This is a genomic window from Vibrio coralliilyticus (genome assembly GCF_024449095.1).
Classification (GTDB): Bacteria; Pseudomonadota; Gammaproteobacteria; order Enterobacterales; family Vibrionaceae; genus Vibrio; species Vibrio coralliilyticus_A.
Genome location: NZ_CP024627.1, coordinates 495062 through 515433 on the forward strand (window position 1 = coordinate 495062; position 20372 = coordinate 515433).

Consider the following 20372-nt stretch of genomic DNA (forward strand, 5'->3'; position numbering starts at 1 on the left):
TTTGTCGAGAAAATGAAGGTGTTTACACGACTCTTGAATTGTTAAGCCTTTGCTTCTTCGATCGCTTTCACTCGTCGTTTCTCCATTTCTTCACGAATGGCAGCACCTTTAAAACCATCTTGGATAATGTCTTGTACATCAACGGCTAAAGCCGCTTGGTAGGCTCGCTCGAAAAGATCCATTTGAGGGTATTCGGCATCTTCAAACCCTGTACGACCTCGGCTATCAGCCATACAACATAGTAAGATGTCTTTTAAACGTTCAGGTTTACGCCAAACATCAAAACTATTGAGAACCTTAAGTATGGTTTTACCTCGAAGCTCTGCGGCACGATGAACATTGGAGTGCTGCTCACACACCATTAAGGCGAGATCGCGGTATTCATTAGGCACACGTACACGTTCACAAAGCTGTTTAATGATTTTAAGCCCGGTGTAGCAATGCTTTTTATGGCTGGGCCATTCCTCCTTTGGGGTGACTCCTTTACCTAAATCGTGCATTTGAGCGGCAAAACGCACTGTGGGTGATTGGCTAAGCAGAGCAGCTTGTTTAGCGACTAGAAGGTTATGAATCCCGGTATCGATTTCTGGGTGCCATTGTTCTGGTTGAGGGACGCCAAACAGCCGATCTAGTTCAGGAAGAACGATCTTGAGTGCACCACAATCACGCAGTACCGATAGAAACACCTGCGGATCTTGGGTTGATAGAGATTTCTGCCATTCTTGCCAGACACGTTCGGCTGTTAAGTGCTCTAGCTCTCCTGACTCGACAATCTGCGTCATTAATTTCTGAGTGTCTGCGGCGATGGTAAAACCAAGGTAATGCAATTTCGCCGCGAAGCGTGCGATTCGGAGCACGCGAAGGGGATCTTCGGTAAAAGCATCTGAAACATGGCGAAGAATACGATCATTGAGATCTTGTTGGCCGCCGTAAGGGTCGACAATAAGACCTTGCTCATTTTCTGCCATTGCATTGATGGTCAGGTCTCGGCGATACAAGTCTTCTTCTAGCGTTACGTCTGGTGCAAAATAGCAGTCAAAACCTTTGTAACCAGAGCCTGTTTTTCGTTCGGTTCTTGCTAGGGCATATTCTTGTTTGGTTTTAGGATGTAAGAAGACGGGGAAGTCTTTTCCAACCGCGATAAAGCCTTGAGCGAGCAATTCTTGAGGCGAGGCACCAACTACCACCCAATCTTGGTCGTAAACCTCTATATTCAGCAATTTATCGCGGACTGCCCCGCCAACCAGAAATATTTGCACAGATGTCTCTCTTAAATTCGGATATTAGAATTGGCTATTCACTTCAGCAATGGTACTTTTCTTATCGGTAAATTCCCAGAGACGAGAAGTATGTATAAACAACATTTTGGATTCACAGAGCTGCCGTTTTCGATTGTGCCGAATTCTCGTTTCCTGTTCCAAAGCCAAAGGCACAAAGAAGCGCTGTTTCGATTGCAAGCCGGCCTAGGAGAAGGCGGTGGCTTCGCAATGCTGTCGGGCGAAGTTGGGACAGGTAAAACAACCGTTGCTCGTGCGTTGCTAAAATCATTGGGAAGTGATACTCAGCCAGGATTGATCCTAAACCCCACCTTTTCAAGCATAGAGCTGCTGGAAGCAATCTGCGATGAATTTTCGATTGAGTACCAGACGGGGTCAACACTGAAGCAGCTCAATCAAAAAATCCATGAGTTCCTTCTATGCAGTTATGCGAATGGTGTGCAGACCCTACTGGTCATTGATGAGGCTCAGCATTTATCTGCCGAAGTATTGGAGCAGTTGAGGCTACTGACCAATCTTGAGACCGACAATCAGAAACTGCTCAAAGTGCTCTTAGTTGGTCAACCTGAGCTACAGCAGAAGTTGCAAATGCCACAACTTCGTCAATTGGCACAGCGTATTACAGGCCGCTATCATCTGCTGCCTTTAGATATTAAAGAGACGGCCAGTTATATCCAATATCGATTGGAGTTAGCTGGAGGCGAGCCGAGCCTATTTTCTGCTAGGTCACTCAAACATATTGCCCAACAGTCATTAGGGATTCCACGCCTGATCAACCTAATTTGCGATGCGGCTTTGAAGCGTGCATACAGTATTGGTGAAACGATTCCAAGCCATGCTAGTGTTGAGCAAGCTTGTGAAGAAATCATGAGTTTTCAGACGTCTTACCATCCACCACAAGCTGCGCAGCAAGAGCGCCGCCGTTCATCATTAGCCCTAGCGAGTGCCGTCGGCGCTATCTTTGCCGTTGGTAGTTATTGGTTGGCTCCTCAGCTGGTGAATCAACAAATTCAGGATCACCTTCGAGGGGCTTACCCACCTCAGCAGTCGATCACTGAGGAAAAAGAAGTGTTTCCAACGCAATTGCAAGCAACATTGGCGCGCTCAACCAATTTCCAGCAAGGGATCGCAGAGCTTTACCATGTTTGGGGGCTGAATGCTTCTGTGGCTGAACGTTTGTGTCAGCCAACTGATCAGAGTGTTTTTCGTTGTGCGGAGTCAAACGGTACACTGACTGAACTCAAACAAGCGAATGTGCCTGTACTCTTATCGTTAAGAAAAGATGGCCTAGAGAGTTATGCAGTACTGTATAAGTTAAGCCATGATACTGCTCAATTACTACTAGGCACTGAGCGAATTGAGTTGCCTATTGCTAAGCTCAATCAACTTTGGCAAGGGCAGTATTATCAGATTTGGCAAAGTTATTGGCGTCAGACATTAAAACCTCGTATGTCAGGTCAAGCGATTGCTGTTCTCGATCAACGGCTGTCCGAGGTATTGGGAGAATCGCAAAGGCAATCCGATGTCTATGACCAAGAATTGATGCGTAAAGTAAAGCTATTCCAACAGTGGCAAGGCTTGCATGTGGATGGTATTGCTGGGCGTCAAACACTGCAACGTCTAGAAAAGCTTTCACAAGATAATGCACCTAACCTAAATGTTTCAGAGGAGAAAGCATAATGTCGAAAGTATTGCAGGCTTTAGAGCGCTCTGAACAAAACCACCAAGCGTTGAATGCAATGAACCACTTTGAGGTGGCCAAACGCTCTTCGATAACTCGTACTGCACCCGGTTGGCTATTGGTCACGGTTGTCGTCGCGCCGGCATTACTGACTGGTGGGGCAGGGATTTATCAGAGCTATACAGAGCAGCGAGAGGCGTGGCTGGTGAATAATCAGGCGAAAACGCAGGTGTTGGAAGTACCGTTTGCTTATCAGAGTTTACCTTACCCGTCATTTACTGAGCTGCGTGAGACACATGATTTTGTGGGCTCTGGGAGTGAGGTTGAATTAGTCAGCCAAGCGGCTTTAGAGGATGTAGAGCTTCCACAAGTGGTTGAGTCACGTATTGACCCTCAAACTCAGCCAGAAAATAATGCTTTATTGGAAGGTTTGGATTTGTCAGGGCTTTCACCTGAGCTAGCAATGCGTGTTGAATCGGCTCTTGAGTCCCATGAACCACCAGCCTCTCGTACCAACAGTCGGGCTTCAGATCTGGCGGTACACAGTAGGGATTGGCAAGGTAAGTTACCTGCGCTGAATTTTCAGACTCATGTGTACTCGAGTAACCCAGAGAAGCGTTGGGTGAAAATAAATGGCACGGAATATCGTGAAGGTGACTGGATCCGTAATGACATTCAGTTACAGCATATTGAACCGCAACGTAGCACCATATCATTCAACGGTTCTGTTATTGAAGTGCCAGCTTTATATGATTGGAAAGGGTAAGAAAAAGGTCGCATTCGCGACCTTTTTTGGTGTTCTGTCTTTATGCCCAGCCAGAAGGGGAACGCTTCTTACGTGGGATAATATGCGGCAACAATAAGCCAAATAGCAATCCAATACCTGCGACACCACCACCGTACATAAAGTACTTCAACAGCAGGTCATCTTTTTGTGTATCTAGCTTGGCACGTAGATTACGGACTTCTTCCTGTGAAGCTGTCAGCTGTTGACTGATTTCACCGTAGCTCTTCTCAAGATCGGCAATCTGGCGATTACGGTTTTCTAGTGAGTCGGCTAAGCCGGCTTTTTCTTGGTCTGCATTCGAACGTGCATTGGCAAGCTTTTCTTTTACTTCAGCCAGTTCTTTTTCTAGCTTTGGTAGACGAAGTGCCATGCTTTCTTGTCTGGTCACGAAACGGCTTTCTACCCAGCCTTTGCGGCCTTTGGCATCTTCAATTTGCGTGTAGCCCGTATCGCGGTTGGTTGAAAGTTGCTTCACTTTGTCACCGGCATCGACACTGCCGATGATACGAAATTGGTTACTAGGACCAGAGTGCATGTAGGTAAATAGCTTATCAGAAATGTATCGGTCTTGAGCCATTGCTGCTGGAACAGCGAGCATTGATGCTAGAACGAAGCAAACCAGTTTTTTCACGGTAAATCCTTTAACAGTCTTTTGTCTATCACTTGCTAGTGCCAAATAGTAAGTAGTTTCCCCAATCTCTGCAACAAAGAAGGGAGGCTAAGCCTCCCTTTCTGTGGATTTGAGTCAATAATGACAGTGAGTTAACACGTCATTGACCTGTTCTTTAGATGAACATTGCCTGAATAGCGTAGAAGAAAACAACGGCCAACAGTGCACCTGCAGGTAAGGTGACAATCCAAGAGGCGACAATGTTACGTACCACACCTAGGTTTAAGGCAGCAATACCGCGAGCAAAACCAACACCTAATACCGCACCGACCAGTGTTTGTGTGGTGGAGATTGGTAAACCAGTACCTGATGCCAGAACCACCGTACACGCTGTTGCTAGCTGAGCTGCGAAACCGCGGCTAGGTGTCAGTTCAGTGATGCCTGTTCCTACGGTTGCCATTACTTTGTGACCTAGCGTAGCCAGACCGACAACAATACCGAAACCACCAAGAGGTAAAATCCACCAAGCAATGGTGCTCTTACCAGAAATTTCACCCATGTGCTCAACCGTAGAGACAACAGCAGAAAGAGGACCAATTGCGTTAGCGACGTCGTTTGAGCCGTGAGCAAATGCCATCGCACACGCTGTGATAACCATGAGTACGCTGAAGATACCTTCAACACCAGCAAAACCGTGGTCATCTTCGCGGCTTGAAAATTTCTTCTGAATGTAGAAGTAACCACCTGTCATAACCAGTGCTGATACTCCCGCAGCCCACATCCACGCTTCCCCGTCTGAAAGGTGAAGACCAACGTGCTTAAGGCCTTTTTTGATCGTTACCAGTGCAATCACCATGGTGGTGATGAACATGTAGACTGGGACGAAACGCTTAGCGTTAAAGAGAGGCTTTTCAGTATCAAAGATTAGGCGCTGAGCGCTGACGAAAATCACGTAGGCAAAGAAACCTGAAATGACTGGAGTAATGATCCAGCTACCAACGATGCCTTGAACTGAGCCCCAATCAACCGCTTCTGTCCCCACAGATACACAGGCAAAGCCGATGATGGCACCAATGATAGAGTGAGTGGTTGATACTGGCCAACCCATGTAAGAAGCAAGCAGAAGCCATGTTCCCGCAGCAAGCAGGGCGGACATCATGCCAAAGACAAGCACATCAGGCTGGCTGGCAAAAAGTGACGTTTCGATGACGCCTTTACGGATAGTGTCGGTGACTTCACCGCCTGCAAGGTATGCCCCCGCAAATTCAAAAATCATCGCGATAATGATCGCTTGTTTTACGGTGAGAGCTTTAGAGCCTACCGATGTACCCATTGCATTGGCCACGTCATTCGCGCCAATACCAATCGCCATCATAAATCCAAAAGCTGCTGCAATAATAATCAGGACAGTGCCGTAGTTCGCAAGGATATCCATCGTAATACCTAGTTGTTGATAACAAGCGGAGCAAATTAGGCACGACAAAGCCCCTTCGGCGCCTCGTTATTTAACGCCTATCAGGGGAGTGCTATTAAGATGCTCTTCGTTATTTGGTTAACTTATTTGTTTATGAGCGAGATAACATGAGTTCCAGACGCGCACCAACACGTTGCGCCTGATCCGCTATGCCACCTACCCATTCAAGAATTTTATAAAGGAACATCACATCAATCGGATTCAGATCGCCTTCAATCACCATCAGTTGTTGGCGAAGTTGAATCTGCATCGCGTCTGTGTCGTCCTCAATCACATCCAGTTGGTGGATCATTTCAGCCACAAGTGTTACTTCGCGGCCTTTGAACCCCGTTTCCAATAACTCGTCGAGCTCGTTGATGACTTTTTGCGCTTGATTCGCTGCATCTAGGCAACGTTTAACATACGCAATGAAGTTTTCCTGGAGTGGTTCTGGGATAGTCAATTGTCGACCGTACACACGGCCCGCAATATCTTTTGCTAGGTTTGCCAGTTTGTCTTGCTGAGTCAGCAGTTCAAGCATGTCGCTACGATCTACTGGCATAAACAAACCGCGAGGAAGTTTAAGGCGAATTTCGCGCTTAAGTACGTCAGCTTCTTTCTCTAGGTGAGAAATCTGTGCTCGAATTTCTGAAGCTTTCTCCCAGTCACCCTTTGAACTGACTTCAAAGAAATTAACCAGATGAGAACAACATTCGTTAACACACACAACGTGGCGCTGCAAAGGCTTAATAGGGGACTTTGCAAATAACCCCATAATTGTATTTACTGGCATGGTCATTCAACCTAATTAATATAACCTAAAAATAACATACACCATTCGTGGTGAAATGTTGAACGATGGCTATAAAGGCGCGCATGGTAACGCATTAAATCCATCATTAAAACTGTTTTAGATCATCATTACGGCGATATTTCTTTCTTGCCCAGTGCGAAAATTGGCAATATCCTGTTCGTATCTGTTTTAAAAGGTATAGCTATGGAAACCGAGATAGAACTGAAGTTTTTTGTTTCTCCTGATTTTTCAGAGACTTTGCGAAATAAAATCGCCCAAGCAAAAGTACTTCAGCACAGTTGTCGTGAGCTAGGAAATACCTACTTTGATACTCCCGACAATTGGTTACGTCAGCATGACATTGGCTTAAGAATCCGTCGTTTTGATGATGTTTACGTTCAGACGGTCAAGACTTCCGGGCGTGTCGTCGCTGGGTTACATCAACGACCAGAGTTTAACGCTGAACATGATAGTAACGAGCCACTTCTTTCTCTTCACCCGTCAGATATCTGGCCAACCGGTAAAGACGCCGACACACTCCAATCTGAACTTATCCCGCTTTTCTCAACCAATTTTACTCGTGAACAATGGTTGATTGCGATGCCTGATGGCAGCCAAATCGAAGTTGCGTTTGACCAAGGCAATGTAGAGTCTGGTGATAAAGAAGATCCGATTTGCGAAGTGGAACTGGAACTGAAATCCGGTCAAACCGATGCCTTATTTACCTTAGCCCGTCGTTTTTCTGAAGAGGGGGGCATGCGCCTAGGTAACTTGAGTAAAGCGGCGAAAGGTTATCGCCTTGCTAGTGGTTATACTGGAGATGAAGTGAAGCCTATGGCGTTGGTGAGTACAGATAAACACGACACTGTGGAGTCTTGCTTTATCAACTCTCTGGAACATGGTTTATCTCATTGGCATTATCACGAACAAATTTATGCTGAACGTGAATCTGTCGAAGCCTTACATGAGATTAAAAACGCCATCAGTTTTATTCGTCAAGTTTTGACTGTATATGGCGGCGTGGTGCCGCGCCGAGCGAGTGCGTTAGTACGTCAAGAACTTAAGTGGCTTGAGCAAGAGCTAGAGTGGTTACATGACTATGACTACCTTGAGGCATTGCTCGACGATAAAGGCCATGCACTGCGCAAACTCGATGCGCGTAAGTTTCTGCTTGAAGAACTCAAAGTGATTCAGGAAGCGTTGCCTGCTCGTGAAGAAATACTGACCCTGTTAAATTCGGCCAGATACACAGGGCTCTTACTGGATTTAAGTCGTTGGATTTTAACGCGTGGTTGGCAACCATTTCTCGATGAGAAAGCGCGCGATAAGATGTCACTGACGATTGAACCTTTCTCTGTCAAGCAGTTGGATCGCACTTGGGCTGAGTTAATGGAAGCTTTTCCGCCAGAGCGTGCCTTGAGCAGTCAGGACTATATCGATCAGCAGTATCGCCTGATGCGCAACCTATACACCGGAGTCAGTTTTGCGAGTCTATTTGACTTCGAGGAGCGCAATAGCTTCCGTTTGCCTTGGAGCGATTTGCTACATGGTATCGATGATCTACTGAAACTGCGTACTTTAGACAAGATGGTGAATAAACTGGAAGGCGAGGAGCAAGAACAGCTTCAACGCTGGTTGTCTCGACAGGAGCGTTCAATCCTCCATGCCATGGAGCAAACGCGCATCATTTGTATTGAAGCGGAACCCTATTGGCAAGACTAAGCGGCGTATTAGGATGGAAGCGGGAGCCTTATGGCTCCCGTTTTTGTTGAGTTTGCTGTTCCAAGCGCTCTAAGCGGTGCAAGATTTCGTTTTGTTTCTCTACCAACTCTAATAGTAAGCGTTCTTTATTCTCAGAGCGTTTGGCTTGGACTTCAGTAGGTGAAGTGATCAGCGAAGTGATCAGACCGGAAATCATACCAAAAATACCCACCCCACATATGATCAGACCTGAGGCAAGGATCTTTCCTGCATCAGTCACCGGAAAGTGATCGCCATAGCCTACGGTAGAGATGGTTACCAATGCCCACCACATCGCATCCCCTCCCGTTTGAATATTGGCCTCCGGTGATTTTCCCTCCACGAATAGCATCATGCTTGAGCCTATGGTGAGCAAGACCACCATCAGTAATAGGATAGAAGCCAGAGTCGTTTCACGACGATTCACAAGTAGCTGCTTGATGAGAAGTTTGCTTGAACGGATGACCAGAATCACGCGCAGGATATGGAATAACCGAGCAAAGCGTAGTGGCTCGATCATTGGGATGCTGGCGATGAAGTCAATCCAGTGTCGTTTCATAAATTGCATGCGATCTGTAGAGCGGATCAAATCTACGCTTAGCTGAAGGAGAAAGACGCTACAGATAATAAAGTCTAAGCCGATAAGAACTTGTCGCGTTTGAGTGCTGAGTGGGAAGAACAGCAGGCCAGAGATCACAAATAGTGCCATGAAAGACAGGATTAGTGACAGTAAGCTCATTGGTTTTGTATCAGATTTGATATCATCTATATTCATACGAGGCTCAAAATAAATATGTATTCGCTATCTATCGATAGTCACGAGCGGCAGTTTACAGCCTCCTGAATGTGATCAGGAAAAACAAATATATAAGACTTAGCGGAGAACTAACAATGACCAAGATGGCATTTAAGCCATGGGAACGAGTGATAACGGATATTCGTTTGGTTCCCAAAATGGTGATGTTGATGGTGTTCAGTACCATTTTGATCATCGGCAAGCAACTATGGGATGCGAGTACTTTTTATGATTCTCTTCTCGCCGCTACGAAAAATGTTCAGGTTGCGCAGGAACACTATGAGGCTTACATGGTGCAGGTGGCGTGGCAAACGGCCACTATGATCATTGTGTTTGTTGTCTTGCTTTTATTCGCTGCACGTATCATGTTACGTCAAACTCAATATCTTAGTGATGCGATCAAATTAATGGCAGATCGTAATTTATCAGTGCCAATTGAAATGGACTGTAAGGATGAATACGGTGACGTGGCTCGTGAATTGGAAAAGACGCGAGTGCAACTGCAGGACATGATCAAACTGCAAATTGAAGCATCACAGGAACTGGCAGGCCTAACAGAAGTCATGACCTTGAGCATGTCGGAAACCAAAGAGTCAGCGCAAGAAGAGTTTAACGAGATTGATCAATTGGCTACAGCAATGAGTGAGATGTCATCAACGGTCCAAACCGTCGCGGATCATGCGCAAAATGCGTCTTCGTTGACTGAGAATGCTTCCGGTCAGGCGGAAAGTGGTCAGCGGTTTGTTCAGGATACCGTACATAAAATCAGCGAACTATCGAGAGATATTTCCGCTTCAGCACAGGCTGTGAATCAGGTTGAGGAGAGTGTCGAGTCAATCGGCAGTGTGGTTGGCACTATTCAAGGTATCTCAGAGCAAACAAACCTGTTGGCACTCAATGCTGCGATTGAAGCAGCGAGGGCGGGGGAAGCGGGTCGCGGATTTGCCGTCGTAGCAGATGAAGTTCGCAGCCTAGCCCAGCGTACTCAGAACGCGACAGTAGAAATTCAGGATATGATCACTCAGCTGCAATCCAGTGCGAGCTCTGCAGTTGAGCTGATGGAAAAAAGTGTGGTTGAGGCGGCTGAAGGCGTGGATTTGGTCACCAATGCCGGTAGTGAGTTGGATGGTATTGTCACGCAAGTCAACCAAATTAACGATATGAATTTCCAAATAGCGACCGCCGCAGGGCAACAAAGTAGTGTGGCAGAAGAGATGAATCAAAACCTCACGAACGTTCGTGAGCTGGTGGAAGCGTCGGTGACAGTGGTATCAGAATTACTTGAAACTTCAGAGATCATGCAGAAAAATGCTGAAGCCTTAGATGCCAAGATCACATCCTTTAAAGTCTAATAGTCACAAGTCCTATGAATCAGCGCCCACTCAGTGTTAGTGGGCGTTTTTTATTGGTATAAAACGCTATCAAAGAATTTATCGAACCAAGGAAGAACCATGCAATTGCCCGCAAGTCTTGCTTCTGTTTCTCAGACGGCTCTGGAATCCCTACTGCAACATCAGGCTATTCAAGAGTGGCCTGACTCTTATCGTAAGGAGCTTAGCTATGTGGCTGGGTTGAGTCAGTTTATTGTCGACACCCTGCAGCAAGATGAGTATTTGCATCAACATTTGCCTGAGATGTTGGAGGCAGAGTCTCGGCACGAAGCATATCGACAGCGTCTGGAAGAGTTATTGGCCGGATGCAGTGATGAAATGCAAGGTCACCGAGTACTCAGACAGTTTCGTAATCGCGAGATGACATACATTGCATGGCGAGATTTCATAGGCAGTTGGGAGCTTGAACAAAGCCTAGAGCACTTGTCTCAGTTGGCGGAGGCGATGATTTTTGAGACTTACCAATGGCAATACAAAGCGTGTTGTGATTTGTGGGGAACTCCTTGTAATGAAGCGGGTGAAGCGCAGCCAATGTTGATTATTGGCATGGGTAAGCTTGGTGGCGGAGAGCTGAACTTCTCCTCAGATATTGATCTTATTTTCACTTACCCAGAAAACGGTGACACTCAAGGTGTTCGTCGCAGTATTGCCAATGCTCAGTTTTTTACTCGCCTAGGACAACGCATTATCAAAGCGCTCGACCAGCAGACGTTTGATGGTTTTTGCTATCGCGTCGATATGCGGTTACGTCCTTTTGGTGACAGTGGCCCGTTGGTGATGAGCTATGCGGCGTTAGAGGACTATTACCAAGAGCAAGGACGCGATTGGGAGCGTTACGCGATGATCAAAGCGCGTGTAATGGGGCGTGAGATGTATCCGCAATATCAGGAATTACGTCAGATGCTGCGCCCGTTTGTTTTCCGCCGTTATATTGATTTCAGTGCTATTCAGTCGCTACGGCGCATGAAGTCAATGATCAGCAGCGAAGTTCGTCGTCGTGGTTTAACAAATAATATCAAGCTAGGAGCGGGCGGCATTCGGGAAATCGAGTTTATCGCTCAGGTATTTCAGTTGATTCGAGGAGGCCGTGAGCCAAACCTGCGTCACCGAGGATTACTGATGACTCTCGATGCAATTGAAGAGCTGGAGCAACTAACCAGTGAAGAAGTGAGTAATCTCAAACATGCGTACAAGTTCCTTCGTCGCTTGGAAAACCTGCTTCAAGCAATGGCTGATAAACAAACGCAAACTCTACCAGAAAGTGAGATTGAACAGCTTCAACTTGCTATTGCCATGGGATTCTCGGATTGGACTTCACTAATCGAGCAAGTGCGTGAGCATATGCGCAATGTCCATCAGGTATTCAATAGTTTGATTGGCGATGAAGAAGAGGAATGCTCCGAGGTCGCCAAGCATTTTCATGAGCTGTGGGATATGGCGGAGAAGCCAGATGTAATTGAAGCGGTACTTGAGCAGGATATTGCGAGCGGCGATGCTACTGAAATGGCATCAACCATTATTCAATTTAAACAAGATCTTGCGAAGAAGACACTGGGGCCTCGTGGTCGAGAAGTTCTGAACCGTTTAATGCCAAAGATCTTTGCGGCGATCTATTCTCATCAAGATGCCAAATATGGCTTACCCCGTGTCTTACATTTGCTGCATAAGATCGTGACTAGAACAACGTATTTGGAGTTATTGGATGAGCACCCTGCAGCGTTGACGCAGCTAGTTAGATTGTGCACGGCCAGCCCGATGATTTCTGAGCGGCTTGGACGTTATCCGATTCTGCTTGATGAGCTGATTGATCCCCAGCAGTTGTACAATCCCGTACCATTGGAAAGCTACCGTACTGAACTGCGTGATTTCCTTGCTCGTATCCCGGAAGACGATATGGAGCAACAGATGGAAGCACTGCGTCAGTTTAAGCAGATCTGTATTTTACGCATCGCTGCTGCAGACATTGCAGGAGTACTGCCTGTTATGAAAGTGAGTGATCACCTCACTTATCTGGCAGAGGCTATTGTGGAGTCGGTTGTCAATCAGGCGTGGCTGCAAATGGCGGAGAAATATGGTGAGCCAACACATCTAAAAGATAGAGAGGGTCGAGGTTTTGCTGTGATTGGTTACGGCAAAGTAGGCGGCTGGGAGCTAGGGTACAACTCGGATCTGGATATTGTGTTTATGCATGATTGCCCAGTTCATGCCTATACCGATGGGAAAAAAGAGATTGATGGTCGCCAATTCTACTTACGCTTGGCCCAGCGCATCATTCATATATTTTCAACAAGAACGGCGTCAGGCATCTTATACGAAGCGGATACCCGACTGCGCCCCTCAGGTGCTTCAGGGTTGTTGGTTAGTCCTGCAGATGCCTTTGATGAATACCAGCATAAAGAGGCGTGGACTTGGGAGCATCAGGCACTGGTAAGAGCACGAATGATCTATGGGGATCAGCCACTGCAACACGCGTTCTCCCAGACAAGACATAATATTTTGAGTTTGGTAAGAGAAGAGTCAAAGCTCAAAAAGGATGTCACGGAAATGCGAGTCAAGATGCGAGAGCACCTTGGAGGGAAAAAAGCAGGTCGCTTTATGCTTAAGCAAGATCCCGGTGGTATTACCGATGTGGAATTTCTTGCTCAGTACCTGGTCTTAAGGTACAGCCATGAAAAACCTAAGCTGACTCGATGGAGTGATAACGTCAGAATCTTTGAATCCATGATGGCACAAGGCATTATGGATGAAGCTCCTGCGATGGCATTGACTCAGGCATACACAACGATGCGCGATCAAATTCATCATCGCAATTTATTGAATCTTGAGGCCGATGTGGCTGAAGAAAAACTTGTCAGAGAGCGAGAGCTGGTTAAAGCGCTTTGGCATGAGTGGTTAGAATAGGTTTAGGGTCCTTATCCCCTGTGTTAAACTCTTGCCCGAATTAGAATTTGGAGACCCATAATGAAACCAATCCTACCGAACTATAGTGATTCTGGAGTATTGATCATCGGTGATGTCATGCTTGATCGTTACTGGTATGGCCCGACTGGACGCATTTCCCCAGAAGCCCCAGTTCCTGTAGTAAAAGTAGAAAATAACGAAGAGCGTCCAGGTGGTGCAGCGAATGTGGCAATGAATATTGCTTCTTTGGGCGGCCATGCGCATATCGTGGGTTTAACTGGGATTGATGAGCCAGCTAAAGTGCTTAATGAGACGCTATCTGCACTGAAAGTAAAGTGTGACTTTGTGGCTCTGCCAAACTATCCAACCATTACTAAACTTCGCGTTTTGAGCCGTGGTCAGCAGCTGATCCGCCTAGATTTCGAAGACAAATTTGAAAATACCGATGCCGAGCTGATTTTAGATCGTATGGAGCAGGCACTGCCAAAAGTGAAATCGGTTGTTCTGTCTGATTATGCGAAAGGTGCATTGGAGCACGTTCAGCAGTTTATTCAGAAAGCACGCGCCGCCAAGGTACCTGTGTTTATTGACCCTAAAGGTGCGGATTTTGAACGCTACCGTGGCGCAACATTACTGACCCCTAACATGGCTGAATTTGAGCTGGTTGTGGGGAAAGTGAAATCTGAACAAGACTTGGTTGAGAAGGGCTTAGCGCTGATTGAAGAGTTCGATTTTGATGCATTATTGGTGACGCGCAGTGAGCACGGTATGACCTTGCTGCGCCGTGGGCAGGAACCATTCCACCTACCAACTCTTGCACAAGAGGTCTATGACGTAACGGGTGCAGGTGATACCGTGATTTCTGTGCTGGCGGCATCAGTGGCGGCGGGTAAGCCCCTTGATGAAGCTTGCGCATTGGCAAATGCAGCAGCAGGCGTCGTGGTTGGTAAGCTGGGTACATCCACTGTATCAACCATTGAACTAGCTGAAGCGGTTCATGGTAGTCAAGACACTGATTTTGGTGTTATCACTGAACAGGCGCTGATTGAAGCGGTGAAGAACGCACAATCGAAGGGCGAGAAGGTAGTGATGACCAATGGTTGTTTCGACATTCTGCACGCTGGACACGTTTCTTATCTGAACCATGCTGCTGAATTGGGTGACCGCCTGATTGTTGCTGTGAACACCGATGAATCGGTGAAGCGTTTGAAAGGCCCTGGTCGCCCGGTTAACCCGACAGATCGTCGTATGGCGGTTTTGGCTGGCCTTGGTGCCGTAGATTGGGTTGTACCGTTTGGCGAAGAAACGCCTCAGCGCCTGATTTCAGAAGTTTTGCCAGACATGCTTGTCAAAGGTGGTGATTACAAACCTGAAGAGATTGCTGGTGGTAAAGAAGTGATTGCCAATGGTGGTGAAGTTAAAGTACTCAACTTTGAAGATGGTTGCTCAACGACTGAGATCATTGACGCAATCAAAGGTGGCAAAGGCTAAAGACACATCAGGCAGCGCGTTATTGAGCTCTGTCTGAATCAGGCTTTGTTCATAACTTGTTACCATTTAAGTCACAGCCGACAAAGAAAAAACAAAAAATGGAGCCAATTGGCTCCATTTTTCTTTCTTCGTCTTGGTGATTATTCTTCTAAATCACCACAGAATCGGTAACCTTCACCGTGAATCGTCGCGATGATTTCTGGTGTACCTGAGACTGATTCAAAATGCTTACGGATACGACGGATAGTCACATCGACAGTACGGTCATGTGGCTTAAGCTCACGACCAGTCATCTTCTTAAGCAGGTCAGCACGTGTCTGGATCTTGCCTGGGTTTTCACAGAAATGAAGCAGGGCACGGAACTCAGAACGTGGTAGCTTATAGCCATCGCCACTTGGGCTAATCAGTGAGCGGCTATTGATATCCAATACCCAGCCGTTGAATTCGTATTTTTCAACGCTGCGTTTTTCTTCCGTGACCACGCTGGTGCTCATAGAGCGATTTAGTAGGTTACGGGCACGGATCGTTAGCTCACGCGGGTTAAATGGTTTGGTAATGTAGTCATCTGCACCGATCTCAAGACCAAGGATCTTGTCAACTTCGTTGTCACGACCAGTCAGGAACATTAATGCCACATTCGCTTGCTCGCGCAGTTCACGTGCCAGCAGAAGGCCATTTTTACCTGGAAGGTTGATGTCCATAATAACCAAGTTGACCTGGTTATTAGACAGCACCTGGTGCATCTCTTCACCGTCACTGGCCTCGAAAACAGCGTATCCCTCTGCTTCAAAAATACTCTTTAGAGTGTTACGAGTTACTTGCTCATCTTCAACAATAAGAATGTGCGGGGTTTGCATTGGCGGTACCTAAACTTGTGAAAAAATTGTGCTAATAGAATAAATTCTAGGCAAAAACCTAACATACAGGTAATGTGATGTTGATAATAAACCAAAGACTGTAAAAATACATTGTTTCTTTGATTGCCCGCCTTCCTTGGTCCCAATTCGCTTCTTGAGGTCCCTTTTCCTCACACGCTCTATTAGTCTTTGAAGCGGATTCTATAATGTTAACAGCATGCTAACAACGTCATAATGTTAATTCCATGCACTTTGTTGATTTATATCAAGAGTTCGAATGTAACAAATATTAATAGTCTAGAACAAATGTAAAACTGTGGTTTACATGATGATAGATGCGCAACTTTGGCAAGAATATTCAGATCCTTATTTCAAGTTTTCTCGCAAACCAAGCACAACAAGGTTTGCGATTATAACTGCGTGGAATCCCGCGAGTCAGTGGTTGTCGAAGCCACAAAATGATCGAAATAATCACGACTTAGCCCAAGATTTTGGCCATACTTACTTTGTTGAAGTATTAGTGGGAGATGAAAGTTTTGCTTGGGCTGAAGAGAGTTTCGCTGTCGATATTGAGCAACAACAAGCTCTGCTGTTAGGGCGTAAATATAAACAGAATGCAATCTATTATGTGGTAGGTGACGAGCTGTTTTTGCTCTCATGTTTAGCTGATGCGACTAAGGTCAACTTGGGGCAATGGCAATGTCGATGCAGGTAAGGATTTAAAGCCAGATTCATGGAGGAAAAATGAAAGATATTACACCGGATATATGTGATAAGCATGAAGATAAAGTCACCTCATTAGATATCCCACTGCATACTTTTGGTAAGAAAAGTGCATTTTGGGGGGAGATAGTGACCGTTCGTTGTTATCACGATAACTCTAAAGTTAGGGAAACGTTGAGTCAGAACGGCAAAGGAAAAGTTTTGATTGTCGATGGGCATGGCTCCTGTCAGAAAGCTTTACTTGGTGATCAACTGGCGATTCTTGCAATTGATAACCATTGGGAAGGCGTAATTGTGTATGGTGCTATCCGAGATGCTGCTGCAATGGCTGAAATGGAACTTGGTGTAAAAGCTTTAGGGACTAGCCCATTTAAAACGGAGAAGCGAGGAGCTGGCGATACAAATGTGACACTGACGGTTCATAACCAAATGATTCAGCCTGGCGATTATGTCTACGCCGATTGGAATGGGGTGCTCATGTCTACTGAATTATTGGATTGGAGTTAGAATCGAAAGCCGATACCAACTTCTAGTTCTTGTTGCCACTCTTGATGTTCGAGGGTGGCGTGAAGATCAAGGTTTTCAGTTAATCTCATACGGCTAGATACTTCGGCTGAGATGACTTTGTCAGTCCCTTCCTCAGTGCTGTCTTCATTGTAGGAGTGCAGAGTACTTTTTACTGAGACTCTTGGCGTTATCTGATAGCTAACGCCACTTAAAAAACCACTTTCATTGGTGTGATTCCCTTGATTGACTCTAGCCCCAACGTAAAGATCGATATTATCGAAAACATTGTATGAGTAGCCACCATCAATTTTCCAAGTATCAAAATCGTGTTGGTTAGCTTCACTAGATAGGAACAACTTGTGCGGAGAGTTTTTTTGCTGTGATGGTAAAGCTGGAAGCTCTGTTGCCATCGATGAGCACGCAACAAGAGTAAGCAAAAGGCTTAGTGTTGTTTTCATTTGCCACTCCTTGATTGTTACTTATCCACCGCAAGATCAATTAAAGCATAAAACCTCAGCTCTGGTAGTCACTTTTTCAGTAATTTCGTGAATTAGCCAATATGCAATCTTGTTTATATTTTAGATATAAAAGGTAACTTATTGAACTGGCTCACAGAAGACGAGCCGAACGAAGTGTAAACAAAAAATAAAAACTTTTCGTTGACTCATGCTAAACAAATAGGTTAAACGTATGGGTAAGCAAACACACAATCGCAACAAAAAATATATATGTACAGCCATAGCCTAGTAGTAATGACCACAACCATTATTATTACCGACATCACACATGTTGGGGCAGGCTGCTAAGCGAAAGAAATTCAAAGAAAAGGCCTGTATCCCACAAGATACAGGCCTTTTTTTATACCAATTTACAGACATTTGGAGAAAGGGATGCGTGTATTAAAGTTTGGAGGTTCATCATTAGCAGATGCTGATCGTTTTTTGCGAGCAGCAGATATCATTGCTAATAATGCACAGCAGGAAGAGGTCGCTGTGGTTCTTTCAGCACCGGGTAAGACAACCAATAAACTCGTGGCCGTGATTGAGGGAGCACTGAAAAATGGCCAAGCGGAGTTACAAATCGCGGAGTTGGAAGATTCTTTTCGCGATCTGTATCAGGATATCAAGCAAGTTTTACCTAACATTGATGGCTCTGGCTATGACAATCAAGTCAAAACGTCTCTGACTCAGCTACGCCAATTTGTTCATGGCATCGATTTATTAGGGATGTGCCCAGATAACGTTAATGCTCGCATCATCAGTAAAGGTGAGCGTGTTTCCATTCAGCTTATGAAAGCGGTATTGGAAGCAAAAGGTCAACCTGCCAGCCTGATTGATCCAGTTAAATACCTTTACGCAAACGGTGAACACTTAGAGGCGATGGTTGACGTTGAGGTCTCGACTCAGAATTTCCGTCAGAATCCATTACCACAGGGGCACGTTAACATCATGCCGGGCTTTACCGCGGGTAACGAAGAGGGTGAACTCGTCACTCTAGGGCGTAATGGCTCAGACTATTCGGCGGCGGTTTTAGCTGCGTGTTTACGTGCTGATTGTTGTGAAATTTGGACAGATGTCGATGGTGTATATAACTGTGACCCACGCTTGGTCGATGATGCGCGTTTACTCAAATCGTTGAGCTACCAAGAAGCGATGGAGCTGTCTTACTTTGGTGCTTCTGTTCTTCACCCGAAAACCATCGCTCCAATTGCCCAATTCCACATCCCATGTTTGATCAAAAATAGCTTTAATCCTCAAGGAGCCGGTACATTAATCGGTCAAGATACGGGTGAAGATAATCTAGCGATCAAAGGCATCACTACGCTCAGTGATCTGACTATGGTTAACGTCTCTGGCCCAGGCATGAAAGGCATGGTTGGCATGGCGAGTCGTGTGTTTGGTGCTATGTCTTCAGCGGGCGTATCGATTGTGTTGATTACCCAGTCCTCTTCTGAGTACAGCATTAGTTTCTGTATCGAAGCGGAAGATAAAGCCATCGCTCAGCAAGCGCTTAGCGACTCGTTCGAGTTGGAGCTCAAAGATGGTCTGCTCGAGCCAGTTGAGTTTATGGACGATGTAGCTATTGTGACACTGGTTGGCGATGGTATGCGTACTTCCCGTGGTGTCGCCTCTCAGTTCTTCTCTTCTTTAGCCGAAGTGAACGTGAACATCGTTGCTATCGCACAAGGCTCATCGGAACGTGCAATTTCTGCTGTGATTCCTGAAGATAAAATTTCTGAAGCGATCAAAGCTTGTCATGAGAACCTGTTTAACTCTAAACACTTCTTGGATGTGTTTGTAGTCGGTGTTGGTGGTGTTGGTGGTGAACTGGTAGATCAAATCCAACGTCAGCAAGCGAAACTGGCGGAAAAAGGCATCATTCTAAGAGTGTGTGGTTTGGCGAACAGCAAAGGCCTCCTGCTCGATAGTGAAGGTCTACCCTTAGAACACTGGCGTGACCGTATGAACGACGCAACCGAAGAGTTTAGCCTTGCACGGTTGATTTCTCTGGTCCAGCGCAACCACATTATCAACCCCGTTCTGGTGGATTGTACTTCTTCGGAATCTATCGCTAATCAGTATGCGGACTTCTTGGCGGCGGGCTTCCACGTTGTCACTCCAAATAAAAAAGCCAACACAGCGAGCATGGCGTATTATCATCAGCTGCGCGATATCGCCCGTAGTTCACGTCGCAAGTTGATGTATGAAACAACAGTTGGTGCAGGTCTACCAGTGATCGAAAACCTGCAAAACCTTATTTCCGCAGGGGATGAACTTGAGCGTTTTAGCGGGATTCTGTCAGGTTCGCTGTCATACATCTTCGGTAAGCTTGATGAAGGTATGACGCTAAGTCAGGCAACCAATATTGCGAAAGACAATGGCTTTACGGAGCCAGATCCACGTGATGATCTGTCTGGTATGGACGTCGCTCGTAAGCTACTAATTCTGGCGCGCGAAGCTGGTATGAATTTAGAGCTGGAAGATGTGATTGTTGATCAAGCATTGCCACCAGGTTTTGATGATTCAGGCAGCGTAGATGAGTTTATGGCCCGATTGCCTGAGGCGGATGCTCACTTCCAAGAGTTGTCTGCCAAGGCCGCACAAGAAGGTAAAGTGCTGCGTTATGTCGGTGAAATCAATGACGGCCAATGTCGTGTTAGTATGGCTGCTGTGGATGAAAATGATCCTATGTTCAAGATCAAGGATGGTGAAAATGCACTCGCTTTCTATAGTCGCTATTACCAGCCTATTCCATTGGTGCTGCGTGGTTATGGCGCAGGTACAGAAGTGACGGCGGCTGGGGTTTTCTCGGATGTGATGCGTACTTTAGGATGGAAGCTAGGGGTTTAAGACGGATGAGTAGTG

At 46.0% G+C, this 20372-nt stretch carries 16 protein-coding genes and 1 other annotated feature; of the genes, 9 read left to right on the top strand and 7 right to left on the bottom strand.

Annotation, left to right across the window (positions count from 1 at the left end; translation table 11 throughout):
• Positions 1-41 precede the first annotated feature (41 nt).
• Complete coding sequence (locus CTT30_RS02320; RefSeq protein ID WP_252035933.1) at positions 42-1259, bottom strand: multifunctional CCA addition/repair protein; 1218 nt, start codon at positions 1257-1259, stop codon at positions 42-44.
• A gap of 90 nt (positions 1260-1349) precedes the next feature.
• On the opposite strand from CTT30_RS02320, the gene CTT30_RS02325 reads away from it, so the two are divergent.
• Positions 1350-2957: an ExeA family protein gene (locus CTT30_RS02325; RefSeq protein WP_252035934.1), complete on the top strand. Its 1608-nt coding sequence runs from the start codon at positions 1350-1352 to the stop codon at positions 2955-2957.
• A complete protein-coding gene (locus tag CTT30_RS02330) occupies positions 2957-3724 on the top strand; it encodes a general secretion pathway protein GspB (protein WP_252035935.1) in 768 nt (255 codons plus the stop codon). Before CTT30_RS02325 ends, CTT30_RS02330 begins: the two co-directional genes overlap by 1 nt.
• A 40-nt stretch (positions 3725-3764) precedes the next feature.
• Here the strand turns inward: CTT30_RS02330 and CTT30_RS02335 are convergent, their stop codons facing one another.
• The 3 genes from CTT30_RS02335 to CTT30_RS02345 form a co-directional block, all read right to left on the bottom strand.
• On the bottom strand, positions 3765-4376 hold the full coding sequence (locus tag CTT30_RS02335; protein WP_239876464.1) for a TIGR04211 family SH3 domain-containing protein: 612 nt from the start codon (positions 4374-4376) through the stop codon (positions 3765-3767).
• A 154-nt stretch (positions 4377-4530) separates the two neighbouring features.
• Positions 4531-5790 (bottom strand): inorganic phosphate transporter, encoded by a 1260-nt coding sequence (locus tag CTT30_RS02340; protein ID WP_239838520.1) that lies wholly within the window; start codon positions 5788-5790, stop codon positions 4531-4533.
• Positions 5791-5920: 130 nt separating this feature from the next.
• Positions 5921-6601, bottom strand: a complete 681-nt coding sequence (locus CTT30_RS02345; protein ID WP_239838519.1) for a TIGR00153 family protein — start codon at positions 6599-6601, stop codon at positions 5921-5923.
• 204 nt (positions 6602-6805) lie between these two features.
• Here CTT30_RS02345 and CTT30_RS02350 point away from each other — a divergent pair, with 204 nt between their 5' ends.
• Positions 6806-8323, top strand: a complete 1518-nt coding sequence (locus tag CTT30_RS02350) for a CYTH and CHAD domain-containing protein (RefSeq protein WP_239876465.1) — start codon at positions 6806-6808, stop codon at positions 8321-8323.
• Positions 8324-8351: 28 nt separating this feature from the next.
• On the opposite strand, the gene CTT30_RS02355 is transcribed toward CTT30_RS02350, so the two are convergent.
• Complete coding sequence (locus tag CTT30_RS02355) at positions 8352-9116, bottom strand: potassium channel family protein (protein WP_239868731.1); 765 nt, start codon at positions 9114-9116, stop codon at positions 8352-8354.
• 116 nt (positions 9117-9232) lie between these two features.
• On the opposite strand from CTT30_RS02355, the gene CTT30_RS02360 reads away from it, so the two are divergent.
• The 3 genes from CTT30_RS02360 to hldE all read left to right on the top strand — a co-directional run bounded on the left by CTT30_RS02360 (position 9233) and on the right by hldE (position 14920).
• Positions 9233-10489: a methyl-accepting chemotaxis protein gene (locus CTT30_RS02360; protein ID WP_239838516.1), complete on the top strand. Its 1257-nt coding sequence runs from the start codon at positions 9233-9235 to the stop codon at positions 10487-10489.
• A gap of 99 nt (positions 10490-10588) precedes the next feature.
• On the top strand, positions 10589-13429 hold the full coding sequence (gene glnE, locus CTT30_RS02365) for a bifunctional [glutamate--ammonia ligase]-adenylyl-L-tyrosine phosphorylase/[glutamate--ammonia-ligase] adenylyltransferase (RefSeq protein WP_252035936.1): 2841 nt from the start codon (positions 10589-10591) through the stop codon (positions 13427-13429).
• Positions 13430-13489: 60 nt separating this feature from the next.
• The gene (hldE, locus tag CTT30_RS02370) at positions 13490-14920 is read left to right on the top strand and encodes a bifunctional D-glycero-beta-D-manno-heptose-7-phosphate kinase/D-glycero-beta-D-manno-heptose 1-phosphate adenylyltransferase HldE (protein ID WP_239838514.1); all 1431 of its coding nucleotides are present in this window, start codon (positions 13490-13492) and stop codon (positions 14918-14920) included.
• 140 nt (positions 14921-15060) lie between these two features.
• On the opposite strand, the gene arcA is transcribed toward hldE, so the two are convergent.
• The gene (gene arcA, locus CTT30_RS02375; protein ID WP_252035937.1) at positions 15061-15777 is read right to left on the bottom strand and encodes a two-component system response regulator ArcA; all 717 of its coding nucleotides are present in this window, start codon (positions 15775-15777) and stop codon (positions 15061-15063) included.
• A gap of 325 nt (positions 15778-16102) precedes the next feature.
• Between arcA and CTT30_RS02380 the strand changes: the two genes are divergently transcribed.
• Both CTT30_RS02380 and CTT30_RS02385 read left to right on the top strand, forming a co-directional pair.
• Complete coding sequence (locus CTT30_RS02380) at positions 16103-16492, top strand: DUF3293 domain-containing protein (RefSeq protein ID WP_239868721.1); 390 nt, start codon at positions 16103-16105, stop codon at positions 16490-16492.
• Between the two features lie 29 nt (positions 16493-16521).
• Positions 16522-17007, top strand: coding sequence for a putative 4-hydroxy-4-methyl-2-oxoglutarate aldolase (locus CTT30_RS02385; protein ID WP_239868718.1), 486 nt, complete (start codon positions 16522-16524; stop codon positions 17005-17007).
• Here the strand turns inward: CTT30_RS02385 and CTT30_RS02390 are convergent.
• The gene (locus CTT30_RS02390) at positions 17004-17465 is read right to left on the bottom strand and encodes a hypothetical protein (RefSeq protein ID WP_239838510.1); all 462 of its coding nucleotides are present in this window, start codon (positions 17463-17465) and stop codon (positions 17004-17006) included. The two genes, CTT30_RS02385 and CTT30_RS02390, sit on opposite strands and share 4 nt — an antisense overlap.
• 283 nt (positions 17466-17748) lie before the next feature.
• Positions 17749-17868 (top strand) — a sequence feature (Thr leader region).
• Between the two features lie 29 nt (positions 17869-17897).
• Here CTT30_RS02390 and thrA point away from each other — a divergent pair.
• On the top strand, positions 17898-20357 hold the full coding sequence (thrA, locus tag CTT30_RS02395) for a bifunctional aspartate kinase/homoserine dehydrogenase I (protein ID WP_252035938.1): 2460 nt from the start codon (positions 17898-17900) through the stop codon (positions 20355-20357).
• The last annotated feature ends 15 nt before the right edge of the window (positions 20358-20372 follow it).